The sequence below is a fragment of the Kitasatospora sp. NPDC087314 genome (assembly GCF_044744365.1).
Classification (GTDB): Bacteria; Actinomycetota; Actinomycetes; order Streptomycetales; family Streptomycetaceae; genus Kitasatospora.
In genome coordinates this window covers 448202-472900 of record NZ_JBIUYE010000005.1, presented here as the reverse complement: position 1 = coordinate 472900, position 24699 = coordinate 448202, and the positions used below count along the sequence as shown (strand labels likewise).

General features: G+C 71.2%; 17 protein-coding genes and 1 pseudogene. 8 read left to right on the top strand and 10 right to left on the bottom strand.

What is annotated here, in order from left to right:
- Positions 1 to 373 precede the first annotated feature (373 nt).
- The 3 genes and pseudogenes from ACIO5E_RS14005 (at position 374) to ACIO5E_RS13995 (ending at position 3913) form a co-directional block, all read left to right on the top strand.
- Positions 374 to 955: a hydrolase gene (locus ACIO5E_RS14005; RefSeq protein WP_400667091.1), complete on the top strand. Its 582-nt coding sequence runs from the start codon at positions 374 to 376 to the stop codon at positions 953 to 955.
- Between the two features lie 117 nt (positions 956 to 1072).
- Positions 1073 to 1238, top strand: a pseudogene (locus ACIO5E_RS14000) (LysR family transcriptional regulator); the annotation flags it as partial.
- Between the two features lie 179 nt (positions 1239 to 1417).
- On the top strand, positions 1418 to 3913 hold the full coding sequence (locus ACIO5E_RS13995) for an ABC transporter permease (protein WP_400667045.1): 2496 nt from the start codon (positions 1418 to 1420) through the stop codon (positions 3911 to 3913).
- A 107-nt stretch (positions 3914 to 4020) separates the two neighbouring features.
- On the opposite strand, the gene ACIO5E_RS13990 is transcribed toward ACIO5E_RS13995, so the two are convergent.
- A complete protein-coding gene (locus tag ACIO5E_RS13990; RefSeq protein WP_400667043.1) occupies positions 4021 to 4716 on the bottom strand; it encodes an NUDIX domain-containing protein in 696 nt (231 codons plus the stop codon).
- Complete coding sequence (locus ACIO5E_RS13985) at positions 4713 to 5102, bottom strand: DUF4406 domain-containing protein (RefSeq protein WP_400667041.1); 390 nt, start codon at positions 5100 to 5102, stop codon at positions 4713 to 4715. Before ACIO5E_RS13985 ends, ACIO5E_RS13990 begins: the two co-directional genes overlap by 4 nt.
- Before the next feature lie 49 nt (positions 5103 to 5151).
- Between ACIO5E_RS13985 and ACIO5E_RS13980 the strand changes: the two genes are divergently transcribed.
- Positions 5152 to 5910, top strand: coding sequence for a DeoR/GlpR family DNA-binding transcription regulator (locus ACIO5E_RS13980; RefSeq protein WP_400667039.1), 759 nt, complete (start codon positions 5152 to 5154; stop codon positions 5908 to 5910).
- A gap of 135 nt (positions 5911 to 6045) precedes the next feature.
- Here ACIO5E_RS13980 and ACIO5E_RS13975 read toward each other — a convergent pair whose 3' ends face one another.
- From ACIO5E_RS13975 to ACIO5E_RS13945, 7 genes are all read right to left on the bottom strand, one after another.
- Positions 6046 to 7230, bottom strand: a complete 1185-nt coding sequence (locus ACIO5E_RS13975) for an MFS transporter (protein ID WP_400667037.1) — start codon at positions 7228 to 7230, stop codon at positions 6046 to 6048.
- 28 nt (positions 7231 to 7258) lie between these two features.
- A complete protein-coding gene (locus ACIO5E_RS13970; RefSeq protein WP_400667089.1) occupies positions 7259 to 7339 on the bottom strand; it encodes a galactokinase family protein in 81 nt (26 codons plus the stop codon).
- Between the two features lie 91 nt (positions 7340 to 7430).
- On the bottom strand, positions 7431 to 8471 hold the full coding sequence (locus ACIO5E_RS13965; protein ID WP_280680409.1) for an ABC transporter permease: 1041 nt from the start codon (positions 8469 to 8471) through the stop codon (positions 7431 to 7433).
- Positions 8468 to 10063: a sugar ABC transporter ATP-binding protein gene (locus tag ACIO5E_RS13960; protein WP_400667035.1), complete on the bottom strand. Its 1596-nt coding sequence runs from the start codon at positions 10061 to 10063 to the stop codon at positions 8468 to 8470. The genes ACIO5E_RS13965 and ACIO5E_RS13960 overlap by 4 nt, the downstream gene beginning before the upstream one ends.
- A 47-nt stretch (positions 10064 to 10110) precedes the next feature.
- Complete coding sequence (locus ACIO5E_RS13955) at positions 10111 to 11025, bottom strand: substrate-binding domain-containing protein (RefSeq protein WP_400667034.1); 915 nt, start codon at positions 11023 to 11025, stop codon at positions 10111 to 10113.
- Between the two features lie 404 nt (positions 11026 to 11429).
- Positions 11430 to 12236 carry a DeoR/GlpR family DNA-binding transcription regulator gene (locus tag ACIO5E_RS13950; protein WP_400667033.1) on the bottom strand — a complete coding sequence of 269 codons (807 nt, stop codon included), beginning with the start codon at positions 12234 to 12236 and terminating at the stop codon, positions 11430 to 11432.
- A 221-nt stretch (positions 12237 to 12457) separates the two neighbouring features.
- Positions 12458 to 14551: an alpha-galactosidase gene (locus ACIO5E_RS13945; protein ID WP_400667032.1), complete on the bottom strand. Its 2094-nt coding sequence runs from the start codon at positions 14549 to 14551 to the stop codon at positions 12458 to 12460.
- 318 nt (positions 14552 to 14869) lie between these two features.
- Here ACIO5E_RS13945 and ACIO5E_RS13940 point away from each other — a divergent pair, with 318 nt between their 5' ends.
- The 4 genes from ACIO5E_RS13940 to ACIO5E_RS13925 all read left to right on the top strand — a co-directional run bounded on the left by ACIO5E_RS13940 (position 14870) and on the right by ACIO5E_RS13925 (position 21300).
- On the top strand, positions 14870 to 15901 hold the full coding sequence (locus ACIO5E_RS13940) for a substrate-binding domain-containing protein (protein ID WP_400667031.1): 1032 nt from the start codon (positions 14870 to 14872) through the stop codon (positions 15899 to 15901).
- A gap of 420 nt (positions 15902 to 16321) precedes the next feature.
- A complete protein-coding gene (locus tag ACIO5E_RS13935; protein ID WP_400667029.1) occupies positions 16322 to 18412 on the top strand; it encodes an alpha-galactosidase in 2091 nt (696 codons plus the stop codon).
- Positions 18413 to 18870: 458 nt separating this feature from the next.
- Positions 18871 to 19542: a TetR/AcrR family transcriptional regulator gene (locus ACIO5E_RS13930; RefSeq protein ID WP_400667027.1), complete on the top strand. Its 672-nt coding sequence runs from the start codon at positions 18871 to 18873 to the stop codon at positions 19540 to 19542.
- Between the two features lie 318 nt (positions 19543 to 19860).
- Positions 19861 to 21300: an NAD(P)-binding protein gene (locus ACIO5E_RS13925; RefSeq protein ID WP_400667025.1), complete on the top strand. Its 1440-nt coding sequence runs from the start codon at positions 19861 to 19863 to the stop codon at positions 21298 to 21300.
- 199 nt (positions 21301 to 21499) lie between these two features.
- Here the strand turns inward: ACIO5E_RS13925 and ACIO5E_RS13920 are convergent, their stop codons facing one another.
- Positions 21500 to 24172, bottom strand: coding sequence for a glycosyl hydrolase (locus ACIO5E_RS13920; protein WP_400667023.1), 2673 nt, complete (start codon positions 24170 to 24172; stop codon positions 21500 to 21502).
- Positions 24173 to 24699 lie beyond the last annotated feature (527 nt).

Sequence of the window (24699 nt, the reverse complement as noted above, 5' to 3'; positions counted from 1 at the left end):
GAAAGCATCGTTGAATTTCCGGACAACCGCCCACGCCCCGCACGCACCGCACCTTTGCGTATTTCTTACCCTCATCCGGAAACACCAGGGTTTCGTGCGCCACCGCGAAACGGTAGGGTTTCGTGCGCCACCAGGTGCGGACTTGCACGACGGATCCGGTGGCGACCCGGTCGAACCGCCCGGTCACGGGCCGGTCGGCCACATTCCGAACCTGTCTCCACTCCGTCATGAACGCGCGCATCGCATCGGAATTCATGACTCCGGATCCTGTCGCCGCACCACCTTCGGCCGTTCAGCTGTTCACGGAGTTCTTCGAGCCACGGCGCGTGGCGAGGCGCTGATGACGCGAGTACCAAAACTGGAAGGGCGCAACGTGCCGGTCACCAAGCTCGACGCGGGAACTGCTCTCGTACTCATCGACCTGCAGAAGGCCACCGTCGGCGCACCCTGTGTGCCGCACACCGGTCCCGACGTCGTGACCCGTGCATCCGAACTCGCGGAGGCGTTCCGCGAGCACGGTGCCACGGTCGTCCTCGTCCGCGTCACCGAGTCCGAGGACCGGGCGGACGGTACGCCGGGCCGCAAGGACGCACCGACCTACACGGGCCCCATGCCGACCGGGTGGGACGAGATCGTCGAGGAGCTCAGCGGCCACCCTGGCGACATCGTGATCACGAAGCGCAACTGGGGCGCGTTCTACGGCACCGATCTCGATCTGCAGCTGCGCCGCCGCGGCATCACCCAGGTCGTGCTCGGCGGCATCGCCACGAGCATCGGCGTGGAGTCCACCGCTCGCAACGCGCACGAACTCGGCTACCACGTCACGCTCGCCACCGACGTGATGGCCGACATGAGTCCGGAGGCGCACCACCACAGCGTCGAGCGGATCTTCCCGATGCTCGGGGAGCGCGGCACGTCCGCCGAGATCATCGAGCTGCTGGCCAAGAGCCGCTGATACACCCCGGCACGCCCGCGTGACGACGGTGGTCCGTCGTTCCACGGCACGTGCGCGGTGAGTGCGGCGGTCAGCTGACGCGTAGAGGGGCGGCCCCACGGGGCCGCCCCTCTATCAATTGCCGCCGACGCGGAGCAGTTCCAGGAGGCCGCCGCCGAGCCGGCAGTCACCCAACAGGCCGTCTCCCAGCGCATCGCCGCGCTGGAGCGCGACCTCGGGGTGCGGCTGGTTCACCCGTACCCCGCGCGGGGCCGAGCCGACCATCGACGGGCCGGCGTTCCTGCTGACTCGTTCGATCAGGGTCGTCATACGTCCGGAGGAGGAGGGCGGATCGGGTACGTACCTCTACAGGCCGAGCCGGAAAACCGACTGCGTGCCGACAGGAATCGCTCCTTCCGCTCCTAGGCTGACGACCAGTCCTGACGGTGCGTATCCGATCAGGAGACGTGAGCGCGAGGAACGATGACGACATACAGGTACACCGTGGCCGAGCTGCGCGGGCAGCTACGACAGCTGCTCCTCACCGGCCTGGCCGTCGCGGTCGGCGTGGCGTTCCTGATCGCGTCGGTCAGCGGAAGCGGTGCCCTGGTCGACTCCTACAGCCAGACGGCCGCCGCCGAGGTGGGCCCCGGGGATCTCCAGGCGGTCCCGGCCGCCGAAGGCCGGTCCGTGCCGAAGCCCCTCAGCGACGCCACCGCCGCCCGCGCACGCCAGGTGCCCGGCGTGGCGGCCGCATCGCTGCGGCTGGTCGGCCAGGGCGGTGTCCTCACCCCGGCCGGGCGCCCGCTCGACGACGCCGCCGTGGTCAGCTCGATCGCCGCCGACCCCGCCCTGCGCTGGCAGCTGCTGAAGGACGGCCGGTGGCCGGGCGCACCCGGCGAGGTACTGCTCGACGCCGACACCGCCCGGCGGATCGACGCCCGCCCCGGCAGCAGCGTCCGGCTGGCCCGGGCCGACGGAAACACCGACGACGCCGTCCTCGTCGGCACCCTGGACGGCCGGGGCGCGCCCGGCTTCGCCGGCCGTCCCCTCATCGGCGTCCCGGCCGACCGGGTGGACCGGTACGCGACCCGGATCACCGGCACCCAGCTCGACCTCCGGCTCGCCCCCGGCGCCTCCCGCACCCGGACCGCCGAGGCCCTGCGCGAGGCGCTCGACGGGCAGGCTGAGGTCCGCACCAGGGACGCCTCGGTCGCCGAGGCGACCAGGCAGAGCCGGACCGTCTACGGGGTCGTGCTGATCGCCGCGCTGTCCTTCGTGCTCATCGCGCTCGCCGTCGCCCGGATGGTCGTCAGCAACACCTTCTCGGTCGTCCTCGCCCAGCGCACCCGCCAGCTCGCCCTGCTGCGCTGCATCGGCGCCGACCGCGCGCAGGTGCGACGGGTGATCCGCCGGCAGGGCCTGCTGCTGGGCACCGGCGCCTCCGCCGCCGGGGTGCTGCTCGGTACCGCGCTGTGCGCGGCGGGTACCGCGCTGGCGGGCCTGGCGGACCTCGGACCGGTGCACATCTCGCTCACCCCGGCTCCGGCCACCTGCGCGCTGGCCGCACTGTTCGGCGTCCTGCTCACCGTCCTGGCCGTACGCGGCCCGGCGAAGGCCGCCTCGGCGGTGCCGCCGATCGCCGCGCTCGGCGGCGCGCACCAGGCCGCCGACCGGCCGAAGCGCCTGGGCAAGGCGGTGTTCTCCGGGCTGCTGCTGGTGTTCGGCGGCGCCATGCTGGCCGCCGGGGCCCTGGCCGGGCCGCCGTTGTCCCTGCTCGCCGCCACGATCGGTGCCATCGCCAGCTTCTTCGGCGTGCTGCGCCTGAGCCATCGGCTGCTGCCGCCGATCGTCGGCGTCCTCGGGGTGCCCGCACGGCGGCTCTGCGGGACGGCGGGGCGGCTGGCGACGCAGCAGCTGCGGCTCAATCCCGGGCGGACCGGCGCGACCGGTGCGGCGCTGCTGCTCGGGGTCACGGTGATGGTCAGCGCGGTCACCGCGTTGGGGATCACCGGCAACTCGCTGGTGCCGCTGGTCTCGGCCCGGCAGCCGGCCGTCTTCTCGGTGGCCACCGAGGAGGGACCGGTGCCTGTCGGGGCGCTCGGCGCACTGGGCGGGGAGAGCCGACTCCGGGTCACGCCCGTCCGCTCGGCCACGGTGGAGGTCGACGGCCGGAGCACGCTCGTGGTCACCGCCGATCCCGCAGCGCTCAACCCCGCCGCCGAAGGCGTGGCGCGAGCGCGCGGGCTGTCGGACGACGCGGCGCTGAACGGGCTCGGCGGCGATCCGGGCGAGCACCGGGTGACGGTGGCCGGGCGCCCCGCAGGCGTGTTGCGGTTCGAGGACGGCCGCAGTGGGCTTCCGTTCGCCCTGCAGTCGGGGGCCGTGCTGTACGTGACGCCGACGACCCTGGACCGGCTGGCGCCGGACGCGGCCGTCACCACGGCGTGGGTCGGCCCTGCGGAGGGCACCGACCGGCTCGCCGCCCGGCAGCTGATGGACCGGGTACTGGCCGGCTACTCCCAGGTCAAGGTCACCGATACGACGGTGCAGGCCCAGACGCTGCGCTCGTTGCTCGACCGGATGATGCTGATCACGATGGCGCTGCTGAGCTTCTCCGTCGCCATCGCGGGGATCGGGGTGGCGGCGACGCTGATGCTCGGGGTCAGCGAACGGGCGCGGGAGATCGGGATGTTGCGCGCGATCGGCCTGTCCGGGCAGCAACTGCGACGGATGCTCACCCTGGAGGCCCTGCTGCTCTCGCTGGCGGGGGCACTGGTCGGGACGGTGCTCGGGCTCGGGTACGGGTGGATCGCGGCGCGGTCGGTGACCTCGACGGCGGGCACGGTGGGCGGGCCGCCGCTCCTCCCGGTGGCCGGCGTGCTGGCGCTGACCGTGCTGATCGGGCTGGGCGCGGCCGTACTGCCGGCCCGACGGGTACGGCGGATGACCATCGTGGCCGCGATGCGGACGACGTAGCCCCGAGCTGATCCGCACCCACCTGGCCCGGGCGTGTCCCCGCCGAACAGCAGGCGCTCGCCTTCGGAGACCGGCACGTCGTCCGCGTTCGCGATGGGTGACGGAGCTCAAGGGCAGGAGTGCTGCGCAGCAGTGCCGGCGGCGAGGGCGAAGGGGCCGTCCAGGGCGGCCCATTGCAGGAGCAGGATCGTTTTGCCGTCGGCGATGCGTCCGTCGCGGACCATGGCGAGAGCCTCCGTGAAGGGCAGTTCGAGTACTTCGATGTCCTCGCCCTCCTCCTCGAGACCGCCGCCGGTTCCGGTGCGGTCGGCCGGCGTGTAGGGGGCGGCATAGAAGTGCAGACGCTCGGTGACCGAGCCGGGGCTCATATAGGCGTCGAGGACGTGGGCGATCGGGCCGAGCGTGACGCCGAGTTCCTCGGCGGCCTCGCGCCGGATGGCGGCGAGCGGGTCGTCGCCGTCGAGCAGTCCGGCGGCGGCCTCGACGAGCATGCCGTCCGGGTGGTCGTTGACGTAGGCCGGGTAGCGGAACTGACGGGTGAGCAGCACACGGCCGCGCTCGGCGTCGTACGGCAGGACGACCGCGCCGTTGCCGCGGTCGTACGTCTCACGCTGCTGGGTTTCCCAACGCCCGTCGCGGCGGCGGTAGTCGAAGGTCGTACGACGCAGGACGTGCCAGCCCCGGGAGGTGAGCTCCACGTCGCGGACCACGACGTCGGGGTTGCGGTCCAGGCCGCGACCATCCCGGTCGAGGCCGGTGCGGCCGCGGTGGTCGGGGGTGTCGATGCCGGGGCGGGTCATCACGAGGCCCTGCCTTCCTGCGGGTTGCGGCGCGGGATCTCGGCCACGTCGCGGTAGACGGGCAGGCCGCGACGGCGGGCCGTGGCAACGTCCTGGTCGGCTCCGGTGGAGTCGCCGGGGAGCCGGAGCACGGCGTCGCAGTGGGCGAGCAGGCGCTCGGCGGTCGGGTAGAGCACCTGGTCGGCGAGTGGGTCCGTGGGGCCCGCGCCGGCCGAGCGCAGGACGGGCAGGGCCACCCACTCCCCGATCACGGGCACGTGGCCGGCGGCGAAGACCGGCCACGCTGCCGCTTCGAGGCGGGCGAGGTTGGCGGCCATGGCCCGCGGGTCGCCGTCGGTGCCGGAACGGTAGGGCCCGGCGATGAGGATGAGCATCGGTTTGTCGGTCATGGCGCGCTACGATACATGCAGAAACGTGCAAAAACATGAAGGAGTGTGGATGCTGGCCGCTCAACGACGTACTCACCTGTTGGACCTGCTCGTCCGACAGGGCCGGATCGTCGCCAAGGACGTCGCCGCGGACCTGGGCATCTCCGAGGACAGCGTGCGCCGCGACCTGCGCGACCTCGCCGCCGAGGGACTGTGCCAGCGTGTCTACGGCGGGGCGTTGCCCGTCTCCCCGGCCGTGGCGGACTACGCCTCCCGGAAGACGGTTGCCCCCGACGGCAAGGAGAAGGTCGCCGCGGTGGCCGCCGCGCTGGTGCGGCCGGGCAGCGCTCTGATCCTGGACGGCGGCACCACCGCCCTCGCGGTAGCCCGTGCCCTTCCGCCGGACCTGGACTGCACCGTGATCACCCATAGCCCGACCGTCGCGGCCGCGCTGCTGGAGCACCCGCAGGCCGAGATCTTCCTGCTCGGCGGACGCATCTTCAAGCACTCCGCGGTTGCCTGCGGCGCGGCCGCGGTCGAGGCCTCCCAGAACGTCTCCGCCGACCTTTGCCTGTTGGGCGTCACCGGCGTCCACCCGGACGCGGGGCTTACCACCGGCGACGCCGAGGAGGCCGCGATGAAGCGCACCCTGGCCGCCCGGGCCGCGGATACCTACATCCTCGCCTCGTCCGAGAAGATCGGCACAGCATCACGGTTCCGCGTCCTGCCCTGGGAGGACGTCAGCGGACTGATCACCGACGCCGACCCCCACCACCCAGTCGTCCAGTCGCTTACGGCGCGCGGTGTGGAAGTCCTGACAGCCGGCTGAAAGCGACGGGCCGAACGGCAGGGGATCACCGGAGATCCAAGGCACCAGTGCGCCACCGTGGTTCAGCCGTCCACGGGAATGGCGGAGGGGCCGACGACCGCGCCCCTGCAACGTCACCGCGAGCGCCTGACCTCCTCAGGCAACGGCATCGTCGGGCCGGGTCCGAGTGGCGCGGGTGAGCCAGCCGGTGGCGGCGAGGCAGAGGGCGGAGAGCGCGGTCAGGAGCACGGGGACGGCGGTGATCCCGAGGTGGTCGATGGCCGTGCCGAGGGCGGGGGTGGCGGCGACGCCGCCGGCCATGGAGGCCGCGATGACCCAGGCACCGGCCCTGCTCGCCCGGGGGACGGCCTGGTGGAGCCAGGGCAGTCCGGTGGGGAAGATCGGCGCGATGAAGAGGCCGGCTCCGGCGTACGCGTAGGGGGCGAGTGCGGGCACCAGGGCGAGGGCGAGGCAGGCGGTCATGCCCGCGCAGCCGACGGTGACGACGGCGGGTGCCGACCAGCGCGAGACCAGCGGGGAGACGAGGAACCGGCCGACCGTCATCATCAGCCAGTAGCCGGAGGTGGCGGCCACCGCGATCTCGGTCTGGTGGCCGACGGCCTCCAGGTGGGTGGGCTCCCAGCCGCCGATCGCGCTCTCGACGCCGACGTGCAGGACGTAGAGGAGGACGAAGACGGCGAGGACGGCGGTGGCGCGGCGGCCGGTCGCGGGCGCGGCGCCCTGCGGCGCGGCCGGCTCGGGCCGGTCGTCGCGCACGCCGCGTACGGTGAGGACGAGCCCGGCGGACAGCGCGGCGAGTGCGGCGAACACCGCCGGGTGGCGGTCGCCGCCGAACACGCCGATCAGCGCGGGGCCCGCGATGGCTCCGACCCCGAAGTGCGCGTTGAGCAGGTTCAGCATGGCCGTGCTGCGCGGGCCGAACCCGACGGCGAACAGCTGGTTGAGGCCGTAGTCGATGCCTCCGAAGCCGAGCCCGGTGACCAGCGCCGCGGCCAGGGCGAGCGGCCAGGTCGGAGCGAGGGCGAAGCCCAGGCCGCCGACGGCCATCAGGGCGTAGGAGGCGCCGAGCACGGTCCGGTTGCCGACGCGGCCGTGGAGCCGGTCGAAGATGAGCACGCCGCTGACGCCGCCGACGAAGTGCGCGCCCAGGCCGAGCCCGGCACCGGATTCGCTCAGGCCGAAGCGTGTTCGGAGGGCGGGGATCGAGGGCCCGTAGAGCGCCTGTAATGCTCCGATCAGGACGAAGCCCAGGCAGGACGCGACGACCGCGGTCCGGCTGAAGAGCACCTGGGCGGGGCTGGCGGTCTGCGCGGTGGACACGTCTACTCCATCGGGGTCGGGCGCGCGGTCACCCGGGCGGTGCGATCGGCAGGACGAACCCGTCGTTGCAGTCGGTGTGTTCGCCGATCAGATGGTCGGCGGCGCCCATGGCGGAGGCCGCCTCCGGCGGGGCCGGAGGCGGCCTCCAAGGGTCGCCGGGGCGTGTCCGACAGTTGGCGCGCCGGCGCGGACTGTCGGTCTCAGGCCGGCAGGCCGACGGCCCGCTCGCGTCCGCGCCGCTGCTGGATGACCACGGCGGCGACCAGCAGGAGTCCCTGGGCGACGTTCTGCCAGAAGGTGTTGATGCCCTGGACGGTGAGGCCGTTCTGCAGGGCTCCGAGCAGGGCGACGGCCAGCAGGGTGCCGCCGATACCGCCCTTGCCGCCCTTGAGGGCGCAGCCGCCCAGGGCAGCGGCGGTGATGGCCTGGAGTTCCAGGCCCTCGCTGCCGGAGGTGGGCTGTCCGGAGCCGGTGCGCGCGGTGAGCAGGACGCCGGCGACGGCCGCGACCATGCCGGTGAGCGCGTACACCGAGAGCAGGTACTTGTTGAGGTTGATGCCGGCCAGTCGCGCGGCGGTGTCGTTGCCGCCGAGGGCGTAGATGTTGCGCCCGATGTCGGTGTACGTGAGCAGGACGTGCACGGCGGCGGCGATCAGGAGGAGGATCCACACCATCGTCGGCAGGCCGGCGATCCTGCCGCGGCTGAGGAAGACGAACAGCGGGTCGCCGAGCACGTAGCCCTGGGCGCGTCCGTCGGAGATCAGCTGGGCGACGCCCTTGTACGCGGCCAGTCCGGCCAGGGTGGCGATGGTCGGGTTGACCCGGCCGTAGATGATCACGGCACCGTTGAGCAGGCCGACGGCGGCGCCGACCAGCACGGCCGCACCCATGCCGAGCAGCGCGCTGGAGCCGGTGGAGGTGAACACCATCGCGCTCACCACGGAGGCGAGGCCGGCTTGGGAGCCCACCGAGATGTCCAGGCCGCCGCAGATGATCACCACCGTCTGGACCACGGCGAGCAGCCCGGCGATGGTCGCCGCCTCGGCGATCACCTGGATGTTGTTCCAGCTCAGGTAGTTGAGGTTGAGCGAGCCGAACAGGGCGAGCACAGCCGCGAGGGCCAGCAGCAGGATGAGGTTCTGGCCACCGACGGCGTCGAGCAGCGCCCGCGGACCGGTCGGCCGCGCGCGCCCGGCCGGGGCCTGCGGCCGCTGGTCGGCGGTGGCGGAGGGGGTGGTCATCGGGCAACTCCGGTGGTGGCGTCGGTGTCGGTGGTACGGGGGCCGGTGGCGAGGTCGTCCGTCATGGCCAGGGCGAGGACGGCCTCCTCGGAGGCCTCGGCGCGGCCGAGTTCGCCGGTGACCCGGCCGTTCTGCATGACGAGGATCCGGTCGGCCAGGCCGAGGACCTCGGGCAGTTCGGAGGAGATCACCAGGACGGCGACGCCGTCGCGGGCCAGGTCGGCGATGATCTGGTAGATCTCGGCCTTGGCGCCGATGTCGACGCCGCGGGTCGGTTCGTCCAGGATCAGCAGCTCGGGGCGGCGGGCGAGCCAGCGGGCGAGCACCACCTTCTGCTGGTTGCCGCCGGAGAGCGTGCGGACCTCGGTCTCGATCGAGGGGGCGCGCACCCGCAGCCGGTCCGCGTACTCCTGGGCGAGCTGCTTCTCGGCGGTGCGCTTGACGAAGCGCCGCCGGCGCAGCCGGTCGAGGCTGACCAGGGAGGTGTTGTCCCGGATGGAGCGGTGCAGGAACAGCGCCTGGGCCTTGCGTTCCTCGGGGGCGAGGCCCAGGCCGGCCCGGATCGCGTCCTTGGGGGAACGCAGGCGCACCGCCCGGCCGCCGAGGAGGACCTCGCCGGAGCGGACCGGCGCGTCGCCGGCGAGGGCGAGGGCCAGTTCGGACCGGCCGGCGCCGATCAGCCCGGCGAGGGCGACCACCTCGCCGGCCCGGACCTGGAGGCTGACGTCGTGCACGTCGTCGGTGGTGAGGCCACGGACATCCAGCACTACCTCGTCCGTGGCGACGTCCTGACGGACGAACAGGCCGGCCAGGTCCCGGCCGACCATCAGCCGGACCAGCTCGCGCTCGTCGGTCTCGGCGGCGGGCAGGACGCCGGTGAGGGTGCCGTCGCGCAGGACGGCGATCCGGTCGGCGAGCCGGAAGATCTCCTTCATCCGGTGCGAGACGTAGACGATCGCGATGCCCTGGTCGCGCAGCCGGCCGATCAGGGCGAACAGCGCCTCCACCTCGTTCTCGGAGAGGGAGGAGGTGGGCTCGTCGAAGGCGATCGCCCGGGGCGGCACGGTGCCGGTGAGCGCCCGCATGATCTCGACCAACTGGCGCTGTGCGGCCGTGAGTTCGGATCCGAGCAGGTCAGGGTCGAGGACCTGGTCGAAGCCGAGTGCGGCGAGATCGGCAGTGATCCTGCGGCGCAGTTCAGTGCGGTCGAGGCGGCGGCCGGCCCGACGCGGGAGGCTGCCGGCGTAGACGTTCTCGGCGACCGACACGTGCGGGATGATCTCCGGCTCCTGGGGGATGATCCGGATGCCCGCGCGGCGCGCGTCGGTCGGCGAGGAGAGGTCGAGGGGGACGCCGTCGAGCAGGACCTCGCCCTCGGTGGGGCGGTGATCGCCGCTCAGGATGCGCAGCAGGGTCGACTTCCCCGCGCCGTTCTCGCCCATCAGGGCGGTGACCTGCCCGGGCGGGAAGGCGACGGTGACGCCGTGGAGGGCCCGGACGCTGCCGAAGGTCTTGCCGACGTTCTCGGCGGCCAGGCCGAAGGCGGGCTGCGGGGACGGTCCGGCGCCGGGCGGGGACTCGGGTGCGGTCATGTGTGCCTCGCTGGAGGTGCGGATCGGACGGTTCTGGCGCGGTACCGTCAGCTGCAGGTCATGCCGGTGGCCTGCCAGGTGGCGGCGTCGACCATGGTGGTGGGGGCGAAGGCCTCGGCGGGGAAGTCCTTGTTGTTCTTGAGCTTGTCGTACATGGTCTGGACGGCCAGTGCGCCGACGTCCTTGCCGTTGATGAAGAGCGCGGCCTTCATGCCGGTGGGCTTGCCGCTGGTCCAGTCCTTGCAGGCGAGGTAGGCGCCGAGACCGACACCGGCGATGTCGTCGGGGCTGACGCCGGCGTTCTGCAGCGCGGTGACGGATCCCTGGACGTTCTCGTCGTTGCAGCCCCAGACGATCCAGTGCTTGACGCCGGGGTTGGCGGTGAGGGTGGCGGCGGTCTTGTCCTGGGCGCCGGTGGGGGTGTTGTCGGTGGCGACGTCGATGTTCTTCACCCCGTCGCCCGCGGCCTGGGTGAAGGCGTCCTTGGCGGCCTTGACGCGGTCGCCGCAGACGGTGACGTCCTGCTTCCAAGCGGAGATGATCCGGGTGTCGGCCGCGTTCCAGCCGGCCTTCTTGTACTCGGCGGCGGCCCGCTTGCCGACCTCTCCGCCCATCTGCGCGCCGCTGAACCCGACCCGGGCGACCAGATCGCCCTTCGCACAGGCGCCCGGGGCCGGGCCGGAGGCGCAGATCTGGTCGTCGGAGGTGAGGAGGGCGACCTTGGCGTCCTTGGCGGTCTGCACGACCTGCGGGCCCACCGCCGGGTCCGGCACGACCACGATCAGCCCGTTGCTCTTGCGGGCGATGGCCGACTGCACCTCGCCGACCGTCTTGTTGGCGTCGTTGCCCAGGTTCACGACCTTCAGGTCCACCCCCAGCTCCGCCGCCTTCGCCTTCGCGCCCGCCGCCTCGCCGACGAAGTACTCCTGGTCCCCCTGCTTCTGCAGGTACGTCAGCGACACCTTGCCGTCGACCTTTGCGGTGTCACCCGCACCCGACGAGGACTGCTGACCCGTCGAGCACCCCACCGCGCCCACGAGGGACACACAGCCCAGCAGGGCGACCGACAGAACCCGACTACGACGACGAATGAACATGCAAAAGCTCCCGGTAAGGAGAAGAGGGTGGGAGAAGATCCCGCGGCAGATCCCGCGAAACTGGCGCGGATTGAATCAAACACAATCGATCAGAACCAAACTTGATCCAACGTGCTCGCACAGGAAACTCCCCAGCCGGGCGTTCGTCAAGAGCCTTCGTTGCGCTCGCGTCAATTCGAGACGTTCCCGTTATCCAGCGGAGCCATGCGGCTCCGCCCCACCCGCTCTCCCGGCCGGGAGTCGATCTCCCGACTTCCGTCATGCGATGATCAGTTGACGGCCTCCGCCACGATCACCTCGCCCACCCGCTCGCCCGCGGCGGTCCGGCGCTCGGCGGACAGCCCGTCGTCGGTGACCAGCACGTCGACCTGGTCCAGGGTTGCGAAGGTGGCCAGGCCGACGGTGTCCCACTTGGTGTTGTCCGCGACCACGACCACCCGGCGCGCGGAGCCGATGAACGCCCGATCGGTCTCCGCCTCGGCGAGATTGGGCGAGGTCAGCCCGGCCTCCACGGAGATGCCGTGGCAGCCCAGGAAGAGCACGTTGACGTGCAGTGAGCGGATCGCCTGGTCGGCGAGCGCGCCCACCAGGGCGTCGGAGGGCGTGCGGATCCCGCCGGTGCGCAGCACGGTGGTCCCGACCCCCGCCCCCGGGCCGACCTGCTCGAACACCTCGGCGATCCGCAGCGAGTTGGTCACCACGGTCAGCCCGTCCACCGATGCCAGCTCCCGGGCGACGGCGTGCGTGGTCGTGCCCGCACCCAGGCCCACGGCCATCCCGGGCCGGACCAGTTCGGCGGCGGCCCGGGCGATCGCCTGCTTGGCCGACAGCTGCCAGGACGACTTCGCCTCGAAGCCCGGCTCCTGGCTGCTCGGGGCGCCGGCCGGGACGGCACCGCCGTGCACCTTGTCCAGCAGTCCCTGCCGGGCCAGGGCGTCCAGGTCCCGGCGGATGGTCATGTCCGAGACGCCCAGCTCGCGGGTGAGTTCGTTGACCCGCACCCCGCCGCGCTGCCGGAGCCGTTCGAGGATCATCTCGCGCCGCTGCCGCGCCAGCAGCTGTGCGTTGTCAGTCACGTGGCACTCCTAGGTACGCACGCGGACGCGGCCGGTCCGCAGGCGGCACGGCCCGACGGCCCGACCGTTCGGGTGCGTCTGTTGGTGGTGGAACTTGTGACTATACGTGTGCGAGTCGTTGTCCTTCTCCTGATGCTCGACGGGTGGTCGCCCGTGACCGCCGGGTGGACACGACCGGGGCCGTGCCCACCCGGCGGGGTGTGGACGGTGGCGGTGTCGGGTCAGGACAGGATCGTCCAGGCCTGCCCCGCACCGGAGTTGGGCTGGTCCGTGACCACCGCGGAGGTGGCCGCCGAGTTCGGGGAGTCCAGCACCAGGCCGGTGGCGACGTTGGTGACGGTCAGCGCGCCGGTGGCGGCGTTCTGGACGACCCGCCACTTCTGGTAGGCGTTGTTCGGGTCGTAGCCGTTGGTCACGTACGCCGCCGCGCCTGCCGAGCCGGGTGCGGTGAGGGTGCCGTGGACCTGCGTGCCGGTGTCGCAGTTGTCGGTGACGTGCACCGTGCCGTCGGCGTTCGCGGCGAACTTCCACTGCTCCGAGGTGTGTGTGCTCCACCACGTGTTGACGTCGACGATCGCACCGTCCGCCGCGCTGCAGGTGCCCTGGACCTCCAGGGCCTCGCCGCCGGTGCCGCCCGCGCTGATCCCGTGGTACTTGCCGTCACCGATCACCGCCGCCACCGTGGCGGCCTGCGGGGTGAGCCGGAACATCGCGACGCCGTGCGCGGCGACCCAGTTGCCGCCGACCGTGCCGCCTGCGGCGACCGTGCCGGTGGCGCCGGTCCACAGGTCCTTGTACGTGTAGCCGTTGCCGGTCAGGCCGAGCGAGGCGAGGCTGCTGCCGATCATCTGCCAGTTGTTCGGGTCCTGGTTCACCAGCAGGACGGCCGTGTCGCCGCCCGCGAGTTGGCGCTTGAGGATCACCGGGGCGGTGCTGCTGTTGGGCGCGGCGCCGACCAGGGTGGCGGGCTTGGCGAGCGCGTCCTGGTCGATCCGGATGACGTCGGGGTTCTTCATGATCGCCAGGCTGGAGGCGTTGATGCCGGTGGACCAGGTGGTGCCTCCGGCGGTGTGCTGGGCGTCGGCGGAGTTGCGCAGGTCGGCGCCGGACATGAGCGGTGAGGCCATCATCGACAGGATGGACAGCTCGGTGCGGGACTCGTCGTCGGTGAACGGCTTGTGACAGGTGCAGGTGTCGGTGACGCCCCAGGAGCCGTAGACGTCCTGCCAGCCGGCGAACATCATGTCCATGTCGTTCCAGCTGCCCGGGCGGACGTTGCCCGGGTACTGCAGCGCGGTCTGCAGCTGCCCGCCGTAGAGCACGCCGCTCAGGTCGCTGGCGCGGTCACCGCCGATCCGGCACAGGTTGGCGACCTGCCCGCACCAGACGCCGGTCGGCGCGTAGCCCGGGGACTGGTACTGCGGGGTGCCGGCGGCCCGGATCACCGGGTCGGTGCGGGCCGGGTCGTTAGCGCTCAGCAGGTACGGCACGCCGGTGTGCACGGGCTGGGCCGAGACACTGAGCGCGACCTTCGGCCTGCCCTGGGCGGCGGAGGCGGCGTCGAGCGCCCGCTGGAAGGTCTGCACCCGGGCGTACATGGACTGGGTGAGTTCCCTGCCCTCGCCCTGGGTCCCGTAGTTGTGGCCGTCCGGGCCGACGATCTGCGGGCCGTACGGGCAGTCGTCGTACTTGACGTAGTCCACGCCCCAGGACACGAAGTCGGCGGCGTCCGTGGACTCGTGGCCGAGGCTGCCGGGGTGCATCTGGCAGGTCAGGTAGGTGTCGGTGCCGTACAGGCCGAACTTCATGCCCTTGCTGTGGGCGTACCAGGCCAGGTACTGGATGCCGTTGACGGTCTGCCCGTTGACGGTCTGCGAGGGGAAGGTGTCCGGGCGCGGGATCAGGTGGCCGGAGGTCGGGTCGTTGCCGGTGCCGTCCGTGCCGGCGACCGGGTTGCCGGCGGCGTCGTAGAGCTGCATCGAACCGTACGAGGTCCGCACCAGGTCGGTGGCCTGGCCGTCGCGGTGCCAGAGCGACCAGCCGTCGTCGATGGTGACGGTGTTGTAGCCGGCCGCCACCAGGCCGTTGGCGGACATGAAGTCGATGGTCTGCTTGACCTGTTGCTCGCTCACGTCGGTACCGAGTGAGTTCCAGGAGTTCCAGCCCATCGGCGGGGTGAGGGCGGTGCCGTTGTCCAGGGCGGCGGCCGGGGTGGCCGTGCTCAGCGCGACGACACCGAGGCTCGAGGTCGCCAGGGCGAGCGACAGCAGGGCGCCGGCGAGAGCACGAGGGGATGGGCGCAGGCGTAGGCGCATGGGTGCTCCAAAGTGGAGGGCAGTGGGGGGATGCCAGAGCGAGCTCCTGGTGCGAGATGTTCGGTAATGTCGGATATTGACAGAACCTGCACAGGACTCAACAGGAGCAGGCGCAGGCTAGTGGCTCACTCCGGCCGACTCAAGTGGTGGGTATGCGCCCGTAACGAGCGGGTATCGGCCCACAACTTGAGGGCCGCCAGATCTTGACCGTCGGGTGAACGTGGCGTTTCCTGTCACCATCGCGTTCGACTCCGTTTGGTTCTGGGTGTTTTGAACGTTCAAACACTCATGCTCTTGCCCTGCCCTTGGAGCGTTTCCGTGTTCTTCCGCCGACGTAGCCGGATCGCCCCCCTCACCACGGCCGGCGCGACCGCCCTCGCCCTGGCGCTGGCCGGGTGCTCGGCAGAGGGGCCCGACACCACGAGCCGGGGCCCGCTCACCATCACCTTCCTACAGAAGCAGGGCGACCAGGGGTACTTCGTCGACGAGGCGGCCGGAGCCAAGGCCAAGGCCGCCGAACTCGGTGTCGACCTGACCGTCGTGGATCTCGGCAACGACCGCGACCGCGCGCTCAAGGAGGCCAGGACGGCCATCGACAAGAAGGCGCGCGGCCTCATCGCCGTCGTGCCCGACCCGTCCGTGGGCCCCGAACTCGTCGCCCTCACCCGCCAGGCCGGCATCCCGCTGCTCTCCACCGACGACCAGATCTGCTCCGACTACCCCGATCCCAGCGCTTGCTTCCCCAACGGGCTGGTGCCCCGGGTCGGCTTCAACGGCGCCACCATGGGCGCCGCGGTCGGCGAACGCGCGGCCACCGAGTACACCAGAGCGGGCTGGAAGACCGCCGACACCTCGATGCTCTCGATCTCGAACAACGACATCCCCGTCTGCCGGGACCGCGTGAACGCGGCGGCGGACGCGTTCTCCGTCCACGCCGGTGCGGTGCTGAAGAACACGAAGGTCGGGACGGCCAACACCGTCGAGGACGCCCGCCGCAGAACCGCCTACGCCCTCTCCTCCAGCCCCGGCGTCAAGCACTGGGTGGTCTGGGGCTGCAACGACGAGGACGTGGAAGGCGGAATCAAGGCCCTGAGCGACGCGGGCTTCGGACCGGACAACGTCATCGGCGTCGGCATCGGCGCCTACCTCGCCTGCAAGGACTGGCTGCCCGGCAAGCCCAGCGCGATGCGGGCCGCACTGCTCATCAAGGGGACCGACGTCGGCGCGCTCGCCGTCGAGCAGATGGTCGACCGGCTGAAGGGCCACAAGGACCTCCCGCGCGAGACCATCGTCCCCGCCATCATGGTGGACCCCTCCAACTGGCAGGCCTCCGGCGCGCTCTGCACATGACGTGTCGGTGGGCCCGGTGGCATGCGCACCGCGGATCACCTCGGCCGAGCCGCGGGGAATCCTGATCGAAGTCGATCGATCGTGTTGACTCTTGTTGGCCATCCATCAGTGCAATATCGTATGGCACTATCGCTGACGTTTCGTCGGCACACCCAACCACCCTCGTGCTGTGTCCCGTTGGCTGCGACGCCCCGCGAAGCAGCACTGCCGGCCCGCCCGACCCCGCCACATCCGGCCGTACCGGCAGGTGTCGATTCGGGGCCGGTCACCCGACACCCGCTTCGAGCGCATGCGACTCGCCCCCCGTCTCCGGAGTCGCGCCGTGATCGACGACGCCTCAGCGCACGAGGAATCCCACCCCTCCTGGCCCGGCACGCGCAAGGGAACGCCCGGCCAGATCCCCCACGTTGGAGCCCCCACATGCGCATCCCCGTTCACCGCCTCGCCGGTGCCCTGACCGCCATGGCGCTGGCCGCCTCCGGTCTCGGCGCCCTCACCCTGGGCGGCGCCACTTCGGCCGCCGCCCTCGGCAACGGCAACGCCCTGACCCCGCCGATGGGCTGGAACTCCTGGAACAGCCTGGGCACCCAGGTCAACGAGCAACAGGTCAAGCAGACCATCGACTTCATGTCCGCCAACGGCCTGGTGCAGGCGGGCTACAACACCGTCACGATCGACGACGGCTGGTCGACGCGCCACCGCGACGGCCAGAGCACGGACTTCGCGAAGACCGCCGACAACGCGATGCAGCTCTACGACAACAACGGCAACCCGGTCTCCGGCACCGACGGCACGGGCAACGACACCACCAGCGGACACCTGGTGCCCGACCCGAACAACTTTCCCGCACAGGCCGTCAACGGCACGACGGTGAACGGCATCCAGTACCTGTCCTGGTACGCCCACAGCAAGGGCATGAAGCTCGGCCTGTACGCCACCGACACGTACACCACCTGCCAGGGCCACCCCGGCAGCCTGGGCCACGAGGCCACCGACGCCACCGACTTCGTCTCCTGGGGCGTCGACTTCGTCAAGTACGACGACTGCCCCTACGGCCCCACCATCACCGGCCCCGACGGCTACGCCTACTACCCGCAGGGCGAGGGCAAGGAACTCACCCAGTCCATCTACGCCCGCACCCAGACCTTCCAGCGCGCTCTGGACGCCGCCACCGCCGCCCAGGGCAAGCCGAAGGTCACCCTCAGCCTGTCCGCGCAGCCCGCGCACACCGGCATCCCGTACCTGCTGAGCGCCAACGACCCGGCTCGCACCGACCCGCTGATCCAGGCCGCCGGCACCCAGCCGCACCAGGCGCCCGGCTACTCGCCCACCGGCGTGTGGTGCGGCCAGGTCGCCAACATGTGCCGCATCGGCGGCGACCGGGACAGCGAACTGGACGGCGTCCTCTACAACGGCCAGCTGCAGACCGCCCTGAAGTACCCGGGCAACGTCCACCCCGGCAGCTGGAACGACCTGGACATGATGTTCGCCGGCTGGCAGGACGTCAACGGCGTCTGGGGCGTCACCGACACCTACAAGGGCAACAAGCCGTTCACCGACGACGAGTCCCGCACCGAGCTGTCCATCCTGTCGATGATGGCCGCCCCGCTCATCTCCGGGGCCGACCTGCGCACCACCGCGGACTCCCAGCGTTCCGGGAACGGCTACACCTGGTCCACCGGCATCAGCGCCTCCGCCCTGGCGATCATGAAGAACCCCGACGTGATCGCCATCGACCAGGACAGTCTCGCCAAGCCCGCCACCCTGGTCGGCAACCCGCCCTCCTCCGCCACCGCCCCGGTCATCCTCAAGCGCCGGCTGGCCAACGGCGACCTCGCCGTCGCGCTGGTCAACCAGGACCCCAACAACTGGGCCATGCCCAGCGCCACCTTCGCCGATCTCGGGCTGACCGGCAGCTCCTACACCTACCGCGAGATCTGGAGCGGCGCGACCGGCACCACCACCGGCACCATCGGAGGCAACTGGATCCCCGCCCACGGCACCGCGCTCTACCGGATCACCGGCGGCGGCAGCGGCAGCAGCGGCGGCGGCAACACGCAGGCCGGCATCGTCGGCGACGGCCGCTACCACGCGATCAGCGCGAGCGGCACCGGCGGCCTCGCGCTCCAGGTGCAGAGCACCTGCAGCGCGGCGGTGGGCGGCAACGCCGTCGTCAACACCTACGCCAGCGGCCAGCCCGCCGAGCAGTGGCTCTTCACGCCCAACGCGGACGGCACCGTCCAGATCACCGACAACTGCAACACCGGCACCCAGGTGCACACCGTCCTCGTCGCCGGCGGCGGCGTCGGCAGCGCGTACCTGCTCACCCCCTCGGCCAACAACCCCTGGCAGAAGTGGAAGGTCACCCAGAACGGCTCCGGCGCACTCACCATCACCAACGTCGGCAACGGCCTGACCCTGGACGCCTCCGGCACCGGCGCGGGCTCGACCGTGATGACCAACCCGGCCAGCTCCACCGCGGCCGGACAGAGCTGGACCGTCCTGTCCTGAGCACGTGGCCGGGGCCGAAGCGGAGGCGTACTGCCGCTCCGCTTCGGACCCGGCCACGCCCGCACGACGCCGCTCGGCGGCCTCCACTCCATCGGCGTCGATCCGTATCGCCCCGAGCGGCAGCTGCGGCGCTCCTGCTCTCCGCCCCGTCGGCGCTCCTTCCCTTGCTGATTCCGGTGCCGCTCGTCCCGGTCTCCGAGGAGCGAGCCACCCTCACCGACCTGCTCACCCGCGCCCTCGCCGCGCGCCCCGACGACACACGGGCGACGGCCTGCCGGCGCGAGCCGTGGCCCGTTCGACCGAAAGGGCGACCTGGCCGGGTTACCGGTGATGACGTCGACGACCACGAACGGTCCGCCTGACCGTCCGTCACGGTTCCCCCGCGCACCCGCGGTTCGGGAGGACAAGGCGGCAACATAAGTGGAGTTGACAGCTCCAAATAGTGCTAGTGTGGGTTCATGGACGGAACGGATGCATCCGCGCCCCGTGGCGCACGGCGCCTGAGACGCGATGCCGAGGCCAATCGGCAGCGCACGCTCCAGGCCGCTCGGGAGGTGTTCGCCGAGCGGGGGCTGGGGGTGAACCTCGACGACATCGCTCGCCATGCCGGCGTCGGAGTGGCGACTTCCTACCGGCTCTTCGGCAACAAGCAAGCACTGATCAACGAGCTGTTCGAAGAGCGTGTCGAAGCCTTGACGATGGCAGCCGAGCAGGCTCTGGCCAGTGACGACCCCTGGGACGGGGTCGTCGGCCTGCTGACCATGGCGCTGGAGCAGATGGCGGCCGACCGCGGACTGCGAGAAGTCGTGTTCTCCGAGGTCGGAGGCCGTCCGCTGGTGGCGCAGGCTCGGCGCAGGTTCGTGCCCGCAGCCGAGGCGGTCATACGTCGCGCCCAGGACGCCGGCCTGCTGCGGCCGGACTTGGCGACGACCGACATGCAGCTCGTCTTCTACATGCTGAGCTGCGTGATACAGCACACCCAGCCGGTCTCCAGCACGGTGTGGAGGCGCCAGCTGACGATCGTCCTGGACGGCCTGCGGGTGCGCCCCGGGCTGACGGACATGCCGGTGGTCGCCCTCACGGCCGCCGAGGAGGAGCAAGTCGCCGGCGTGACCCCCTCCAGTTCCTGAGCCTTTCCGTCAACCCCGAGGTGTTCCTCGCGGGGCCCGATGGCCCGCTCCTCACAGGGCCCGGGATCCGCGCGTGGCCGTGATCGCAGCGGTGTGCCGAGCCACCGCGTGCGGTCAACGGCCCCTGCTGTCATGCCTTTTCGCTGCGGTCCTGTGCACCGGGTCCGCCTCGTGCGCCGGGCCTGACGGCCGGACGTCGCGCGAACGAGACGTCCTCACCCGCCGTGACTCTGCTGCGGCGTTCCACCAGTAACCGCGGACCGCGCCGGGCACGGTCGGCTCCCACCTTCGAAAAGCACCACGGAAGGACGACATCCGTTGAATCCGACAGCTCTCGAGGTCGACTACCTGATCATCGGCGCCGGGGCCATGGGCATGGCCTTCGCCGACACCCTCGTCGCCGAAACCGACGCGACGGTGGCCATCGTCGACCGCTACGACCAGCCCGGTGGTCACTGGACGGTCGCCTACCCCTTCGTACGCCTGCACCAGCCGTCGGCCTTCTACGGCGTCAACTCCATCGAGCTGGGCAGCGGCGCGGTGGACCAGGACGGCTGGAACGCCGGAATGCACGAACTGGCCTCGGCCGGCGAGATCCTGACCTACCTCGACCAGGTGATGCGCAGGACACTCCTGCCGACCGGACGCGTCTCCTACTTCCCCAAGTCGTGCTACGACGGCCCCGATCCGCAGCGGCCCGACGTCCACCGCTTCCACTCCACCGTCAGCGGCGCCGAGTTCGAGGTGACCGTCAAACGGCGGACCGTGGACGCCACCTACATGAACGTCACGGTGCCGGCCATGGTGGCGCCCACGTACGAAGTCGCCCCTGGCGTCCGCCTGATCACCCCCAACCAGCTGCCCGCCCTGCAGCACCAACCGTCCCACTACACCGTCGTCGGAGCGGGGAAGACCGGCATCGACGCCTGCCTGTGGCTGCTCAGCCGTGGCACCGATCCGGCCGACATCACCTGGATCATGCCGCGCGATTCGTGGCTGCTCGACCGCGCCAACCTGCAGCCGGGGAATTCCGACGGCGAAACGGAAGCAGCCCGTCGCGAGGCCGTGGCCGGCGCCGACACGATCCAGGAGCTGTTCACCCGACTGGAGGACCGCGGCCTGCTGCTGCGGCTGTCGCCCGACGTCGAGCCCACCGCCTACCGCTGCGCGACGGTCGCCCGCGCCGAACTCGACCAGCTGCGCCGCATCGGCGACATCGTCCGCCACGGCAGGGTCAAGCGCATCGACGAGACCGCGGTCGAACTCGACCAGGCCACCATTCCCGCGCAGGCCGGCACCCTCTACATCGACTGCACCGCCGACGGTCTGGAACGACGGCCGAAGGTGCCGGTGTTCGACCGAGCGCGCATCACCTTGCAGGCGGTGATTCCCTGCCAGCAAGTGTTCAGCGCCGCAGTCACCGCCCACGTCGAGGCGAGTTACGCTGACGACGACACCAAGAACGCGCTGTGCGCACCCTCGCAGCACCCCGACTCCGCCCTGGACTGGATACGGTCCTTCGGCGACATCCAGGAGCGGATCGTGCAATGGACCGCCGACCCCGCACTCGTCGAATGGCTCCGCACCTGCAGGCTCCTGGGCCGGCGGCTCCCCGAGCTCTCACCCGAGCAGCGGACCGCACTCCTCCCCGTGTTCCAGGCCCAGAAACTGAAGCTGGAAGATCTGCTGCACCAGGCTCCCCGGGCACCGCGTTCACCTACCTCGCGGCCTGGACACTCCTCGCCCTGGCCGGCCTGACGGCCGCCGCCCGCCGTTGACCGTCAGTCGATCTCACGGCTCCGGCGCTCCCGCTGACCAGCCGCCGGGCCACGTGGGAAGACGGCGTGCCCTCCGCACGCCGTCGGGCTCCACTGCCCGAGATGCGAACCGCCGGTGTGCGAACCGGTCGGATGACCGGACCGCACACCGGCGGTGTCGCGCAGCGAGGCGAAAGGGATCAGTCCTCGTCGACCCCATGGCCTCGGCCGAGGCGGCGCAGGTCGAAGGACCAGATGCCACGGCCGAAGGTGGCGGCGTAGAGCTTGCCGTCGGGGCCGATCTTGAGCTGCTGCACCGAGGTGGTGGGCAGGCCCTTGCCGAGCACCTTGAAGTCGGTGGTGCCGGGCGCGCGGTAGAACGCGGCGAGGTCGGTGCCGAGGGCCAGGCCGCCGTTCGGCAGCAGCTTGATCGAGGTGGCCGGCACGTCGGGCAGGTTGGCCGAGACGTCGGTCCAGGTCGTGCCGCCGTCGTGGGTCTCGAAGAGGTGGCCGATCCCGGCGCCGGGGCCCTCCGTCCAGCTGCGGGAGAAGCCGCTGAACGAGACGAAGACGTGCTGGGCGTCGTTCTCGTCGACCGCGAAGGAGGAGACGTACCGGTTGGGCAGGGTGCCGTCGACGGGCAGGTTGAGCTGGTGCCAGCCGGTGCCGTCGGTCTTGCCGACGGCGATGCCGCGGCTGAAGCCCTGGTTGTTGCAGGGACCGCACCAGCCCGCGTAGACGGTGCCGTTGACGGTGGCGACGGCGGTGGCGACGTAGCCCTCGCCGAGGTCGTAGGCACTGGTCCACTCGCTGCCGCTGCGGATCGCGTAGCCCTTGTGCTGGACCCAGACGTGCCGGCCGCCGGCGATCCAGGTGTTGCCGTCCTTCGGGTCGGCGGTGATCGGGGCGATGAAGCGGGCCCCGGCGCCGCCGAGGTCCTTGTCGGGCGGGGCCACCTCGTAGGAGGTGGCCTTGCTCGGGTCCTTCGTCCAGCCGCCGTTGTTGACGCCGCAGTTCTGGGTGACCCACATGTCGAGGTAGACGTACTCCTCGGCGATGTTGCAGCCGTTGGCCGGGTCGACGAGGGTGTCGGCGCCGTCGCCGCCGAAGTTGGAGCCCATCACCTTGTCGTGGGCACGCAGGATGGACTCGCCGTTGTCCTGGAGGCCGCCGCTGACGATCACGCCCTTGCCGGAGCGGTCGGCGGGGTCCTTGCCGACGCCGACCGAGTAGTACTGCAGGGTGTCGATGGTGCCGTCGTTGAGGGACTTCCAGTCCTTGGCGTGGCCGCCCGCGTCCAGCTGGCCGTTGACCGGGCGGGTGTAGATGCCGCCGTCGTTGCCCACGTACACCGAGGCCTGGCCGTGGTTGCTGCCGATGGCGACGGCGTGCTGGTCGGAGTGCGTGGTCGGCGAGCAGTCGCCGGTCTGCTTGGTGGGGTCGATGCTCCAGCACGGGAACGGGTTGTTCCAGTACGGGGCGATGGTGGCCCACTTGGCGCCGCCGTCGGTGGTCTCGAAGACCTCCTCCAGGCCCGCCCAGACGTGGTCCGGGTTGGCCGGGTCGACCTGGAGGAACTGGTTGTACCAGGACTGGATGCCGGGCTGGTAGCCCGCGTCCTGGAGCGCGGAGCCGGAGCCCTTGAGCTTGTCCTTGTCCGCGACCAGGGTCCACGGGCCGGCCGGGGAGCCGGACTTGGAGACGTAGACGCCCTTGAGGCCGGTGTCGGGGTTGTGCGCCATGACGTCGGGGGACTGGTCGATGGCGTAGTAGCGCGAGCCGTCCGCCGAGCGCGCGAAGGTCACGTTGCCGACGTTCGCCGCGTCCGTCGGCAGGTCGCCGAGCGAGCCGACGCGCTGCCAACTCCCGTCCGTGGCCTTGCTGTAGAAGCCGTTGTAGGTGTCGCCGCCGCGCCAGCCCACGGCAAGGATCACCTTCGACGGGTCCTTGGGGTCGATCGCGACGTCGTTGGCGATGTTCTTGTACGGCGCGGACGGGTCGGCCGCCTTCGAACCACCCGGCAGGTAGTCGGGGTTGGGTGCGAACTCCAGCGTCCACGGGCCCGACAGCGTGGTGGTGGAGTGGCTCCACACGCCCCGGTTGGTGGCCGCCCACACCTTGTCCCCGGCGAACCGCAACTGGTGGATCGTGGTGGACTCCAGCTCGGCCCCGCCAACCCGGTTCCCGGGCTGGAACTCGCCGTGCTCGGGGTCGGAGAGCACGTACACGCCGGTGCCGACGTACGAGGTCGCACCGGTGTTGGACTCACCGGTGGCGTACCAGAGCCGGCCGCCACCGTCGAGGTTAAGGGTGCCGGTGGACAGCGTCGGCAGCTTGTCGGCGATCGCCTCCCAGTGCCCGCCACCGGTACGGGAGCGGAACACCCCGCCGTTCGCACCGCCCGCGTAGACGTACCCGTCGCTGTCGGCCGCCAGGCCGGTGATTCGGCCGGTGACGTAGCCAGCGCCGCCGCTGGAGTTGGAGTTGACGTCGCGGTAGCGCGGGTCGTCCCCGTTGTACGGCTTGTCCGTGACGTGGTCCCAGCTGCCGCCGGTGCGCGGCAGCGACTGCAGCTGGGCCCAGGCCGCGCCGTAGGCGCCGGGTGCGACCACGCCGGGGGCGGTGCGGGCCTCGGTGTACTGCGCGGTGCCCTCGGCGGAGTTCTCCGCCTCGTCGCCCTCGCCCTCGCCGGACTCGGCCTTGGCGGAGAAGGCCTGACCGGTCGCCGTCTTGCCCTTGACCTTCTGCGCGTGCTTCTGGCCGATCTCGGTCAGGTGCTGTACCGGGACCGGCTGGGTCCCGGGCTGAGCGGCGGGGGCGGCGAGGGCCTGAGTGGTGGTCAGGCCGAGCGCGGTGAGCGTGACAGCGCTCACGAGCAGCCGTCGTCGTTTCCTGTTCGGCACGGGTGCGTCCTCCCCTGGGCGTCCGGGATGCGCGGTCGCGCGCCCCGACTTGAGCAGACCGAAGCCTGGCCGGTGCAATGGCACGCTGGGAAGGGAATCGGCATAACGAATGATTAAAGCCAATTCTGTGAAATCAGTTCAGGAGAACGGAGTGTCGGCCGGCAGCTGGTGGTCAAGGCATCGCCGACCGGGGAGGGTCGGGGCCGCGCCGACGGAACCGATTGCGCAGGGAGGTCGTCTCACGGCCACACCGTCCGCCAGAATCGGGAGATCCCACCGCATGCACCGACACAGAGCCGTGGGAATCGTCGTCCTCATCCTCGCCGCGCTCGGAACCGCCTCGGCCTGCGACGCGGACAAGGGCGGCGACAACCAGCCCGCCAGCCCGACCACGGCTCCTACCACCGCCGCCACGGCAACGCCTTCGACCGTGTCCCCGACGGCCACTGAAACGAAAGCGTCCACCACGACGGCCGCTTCGCCGAGCGCCCCGGCGG

Coding starts and splice junctions, on each gene's coding strand:
- ACIO5E_RS13960 (WP_400667035.1), bottom strand. CDS start 10,063: ATGACCGCACCCGAGTCCCCGCCCGGCGCCGGACCGTCCCCGCAGCCC.
- ACIO5E_RS13930 (WP_400667027.1), top strand. CDS start 18,871: ATGGACGGAACGGATGCATCCGCGCCCCGTGGCGCACGGCGCCTGAGA.
- ACIO5E_RS13935 (WP_400667029.1), top strand. CDS start 16,322: ATGCGCATCCCCGTTCACCGCCTCGCCGGTGCCCTGACCGCCATGGCG.
- ACIO5E_RS13965 (WP_280680409.1), bottom strand. CDS start 8,471: ATGACCACCCCCTCCGCCACCGCCGACCAGCGGCCGCAGGCCCCGGCC.
- ACIO5E_RS13945 (WP_400667032.1), bottom strand. CDS start 14,551: ATGCGCCTACGCCTGCGCCCATCCCCTCGTGCTCTCGCCGGCGCCCTG.
- ACIO5E_RS13995 (WP_400667045.1), top strand. CDS start 1,418: ATGACGACATACAGGTACACCGTGGCCGAGCTGCGCGGGCAGCTACGA.
- ACIO5E_RS13985 (WP_400667041.1), bottom strand. CDS start 5,102: ATGACCGACAAACCGATGCTCATCCTCATCGCCGGGCCCTACCGTTCC.
- ACIO5E_RS13980 (WP_400667039.1), top strand. CDS start 5,152: ATGCTGGCCGCTCAACGACGTACTCACCTGTTGGACCTGCTCGTCCGA.
- ACIO5E_RS13970 (WP_400667089.1), bottom strand. CDS start 7,339: ATGGGCGCCGCCGACCATCTGATCGGCGAACACACCGACTGCAACGAC.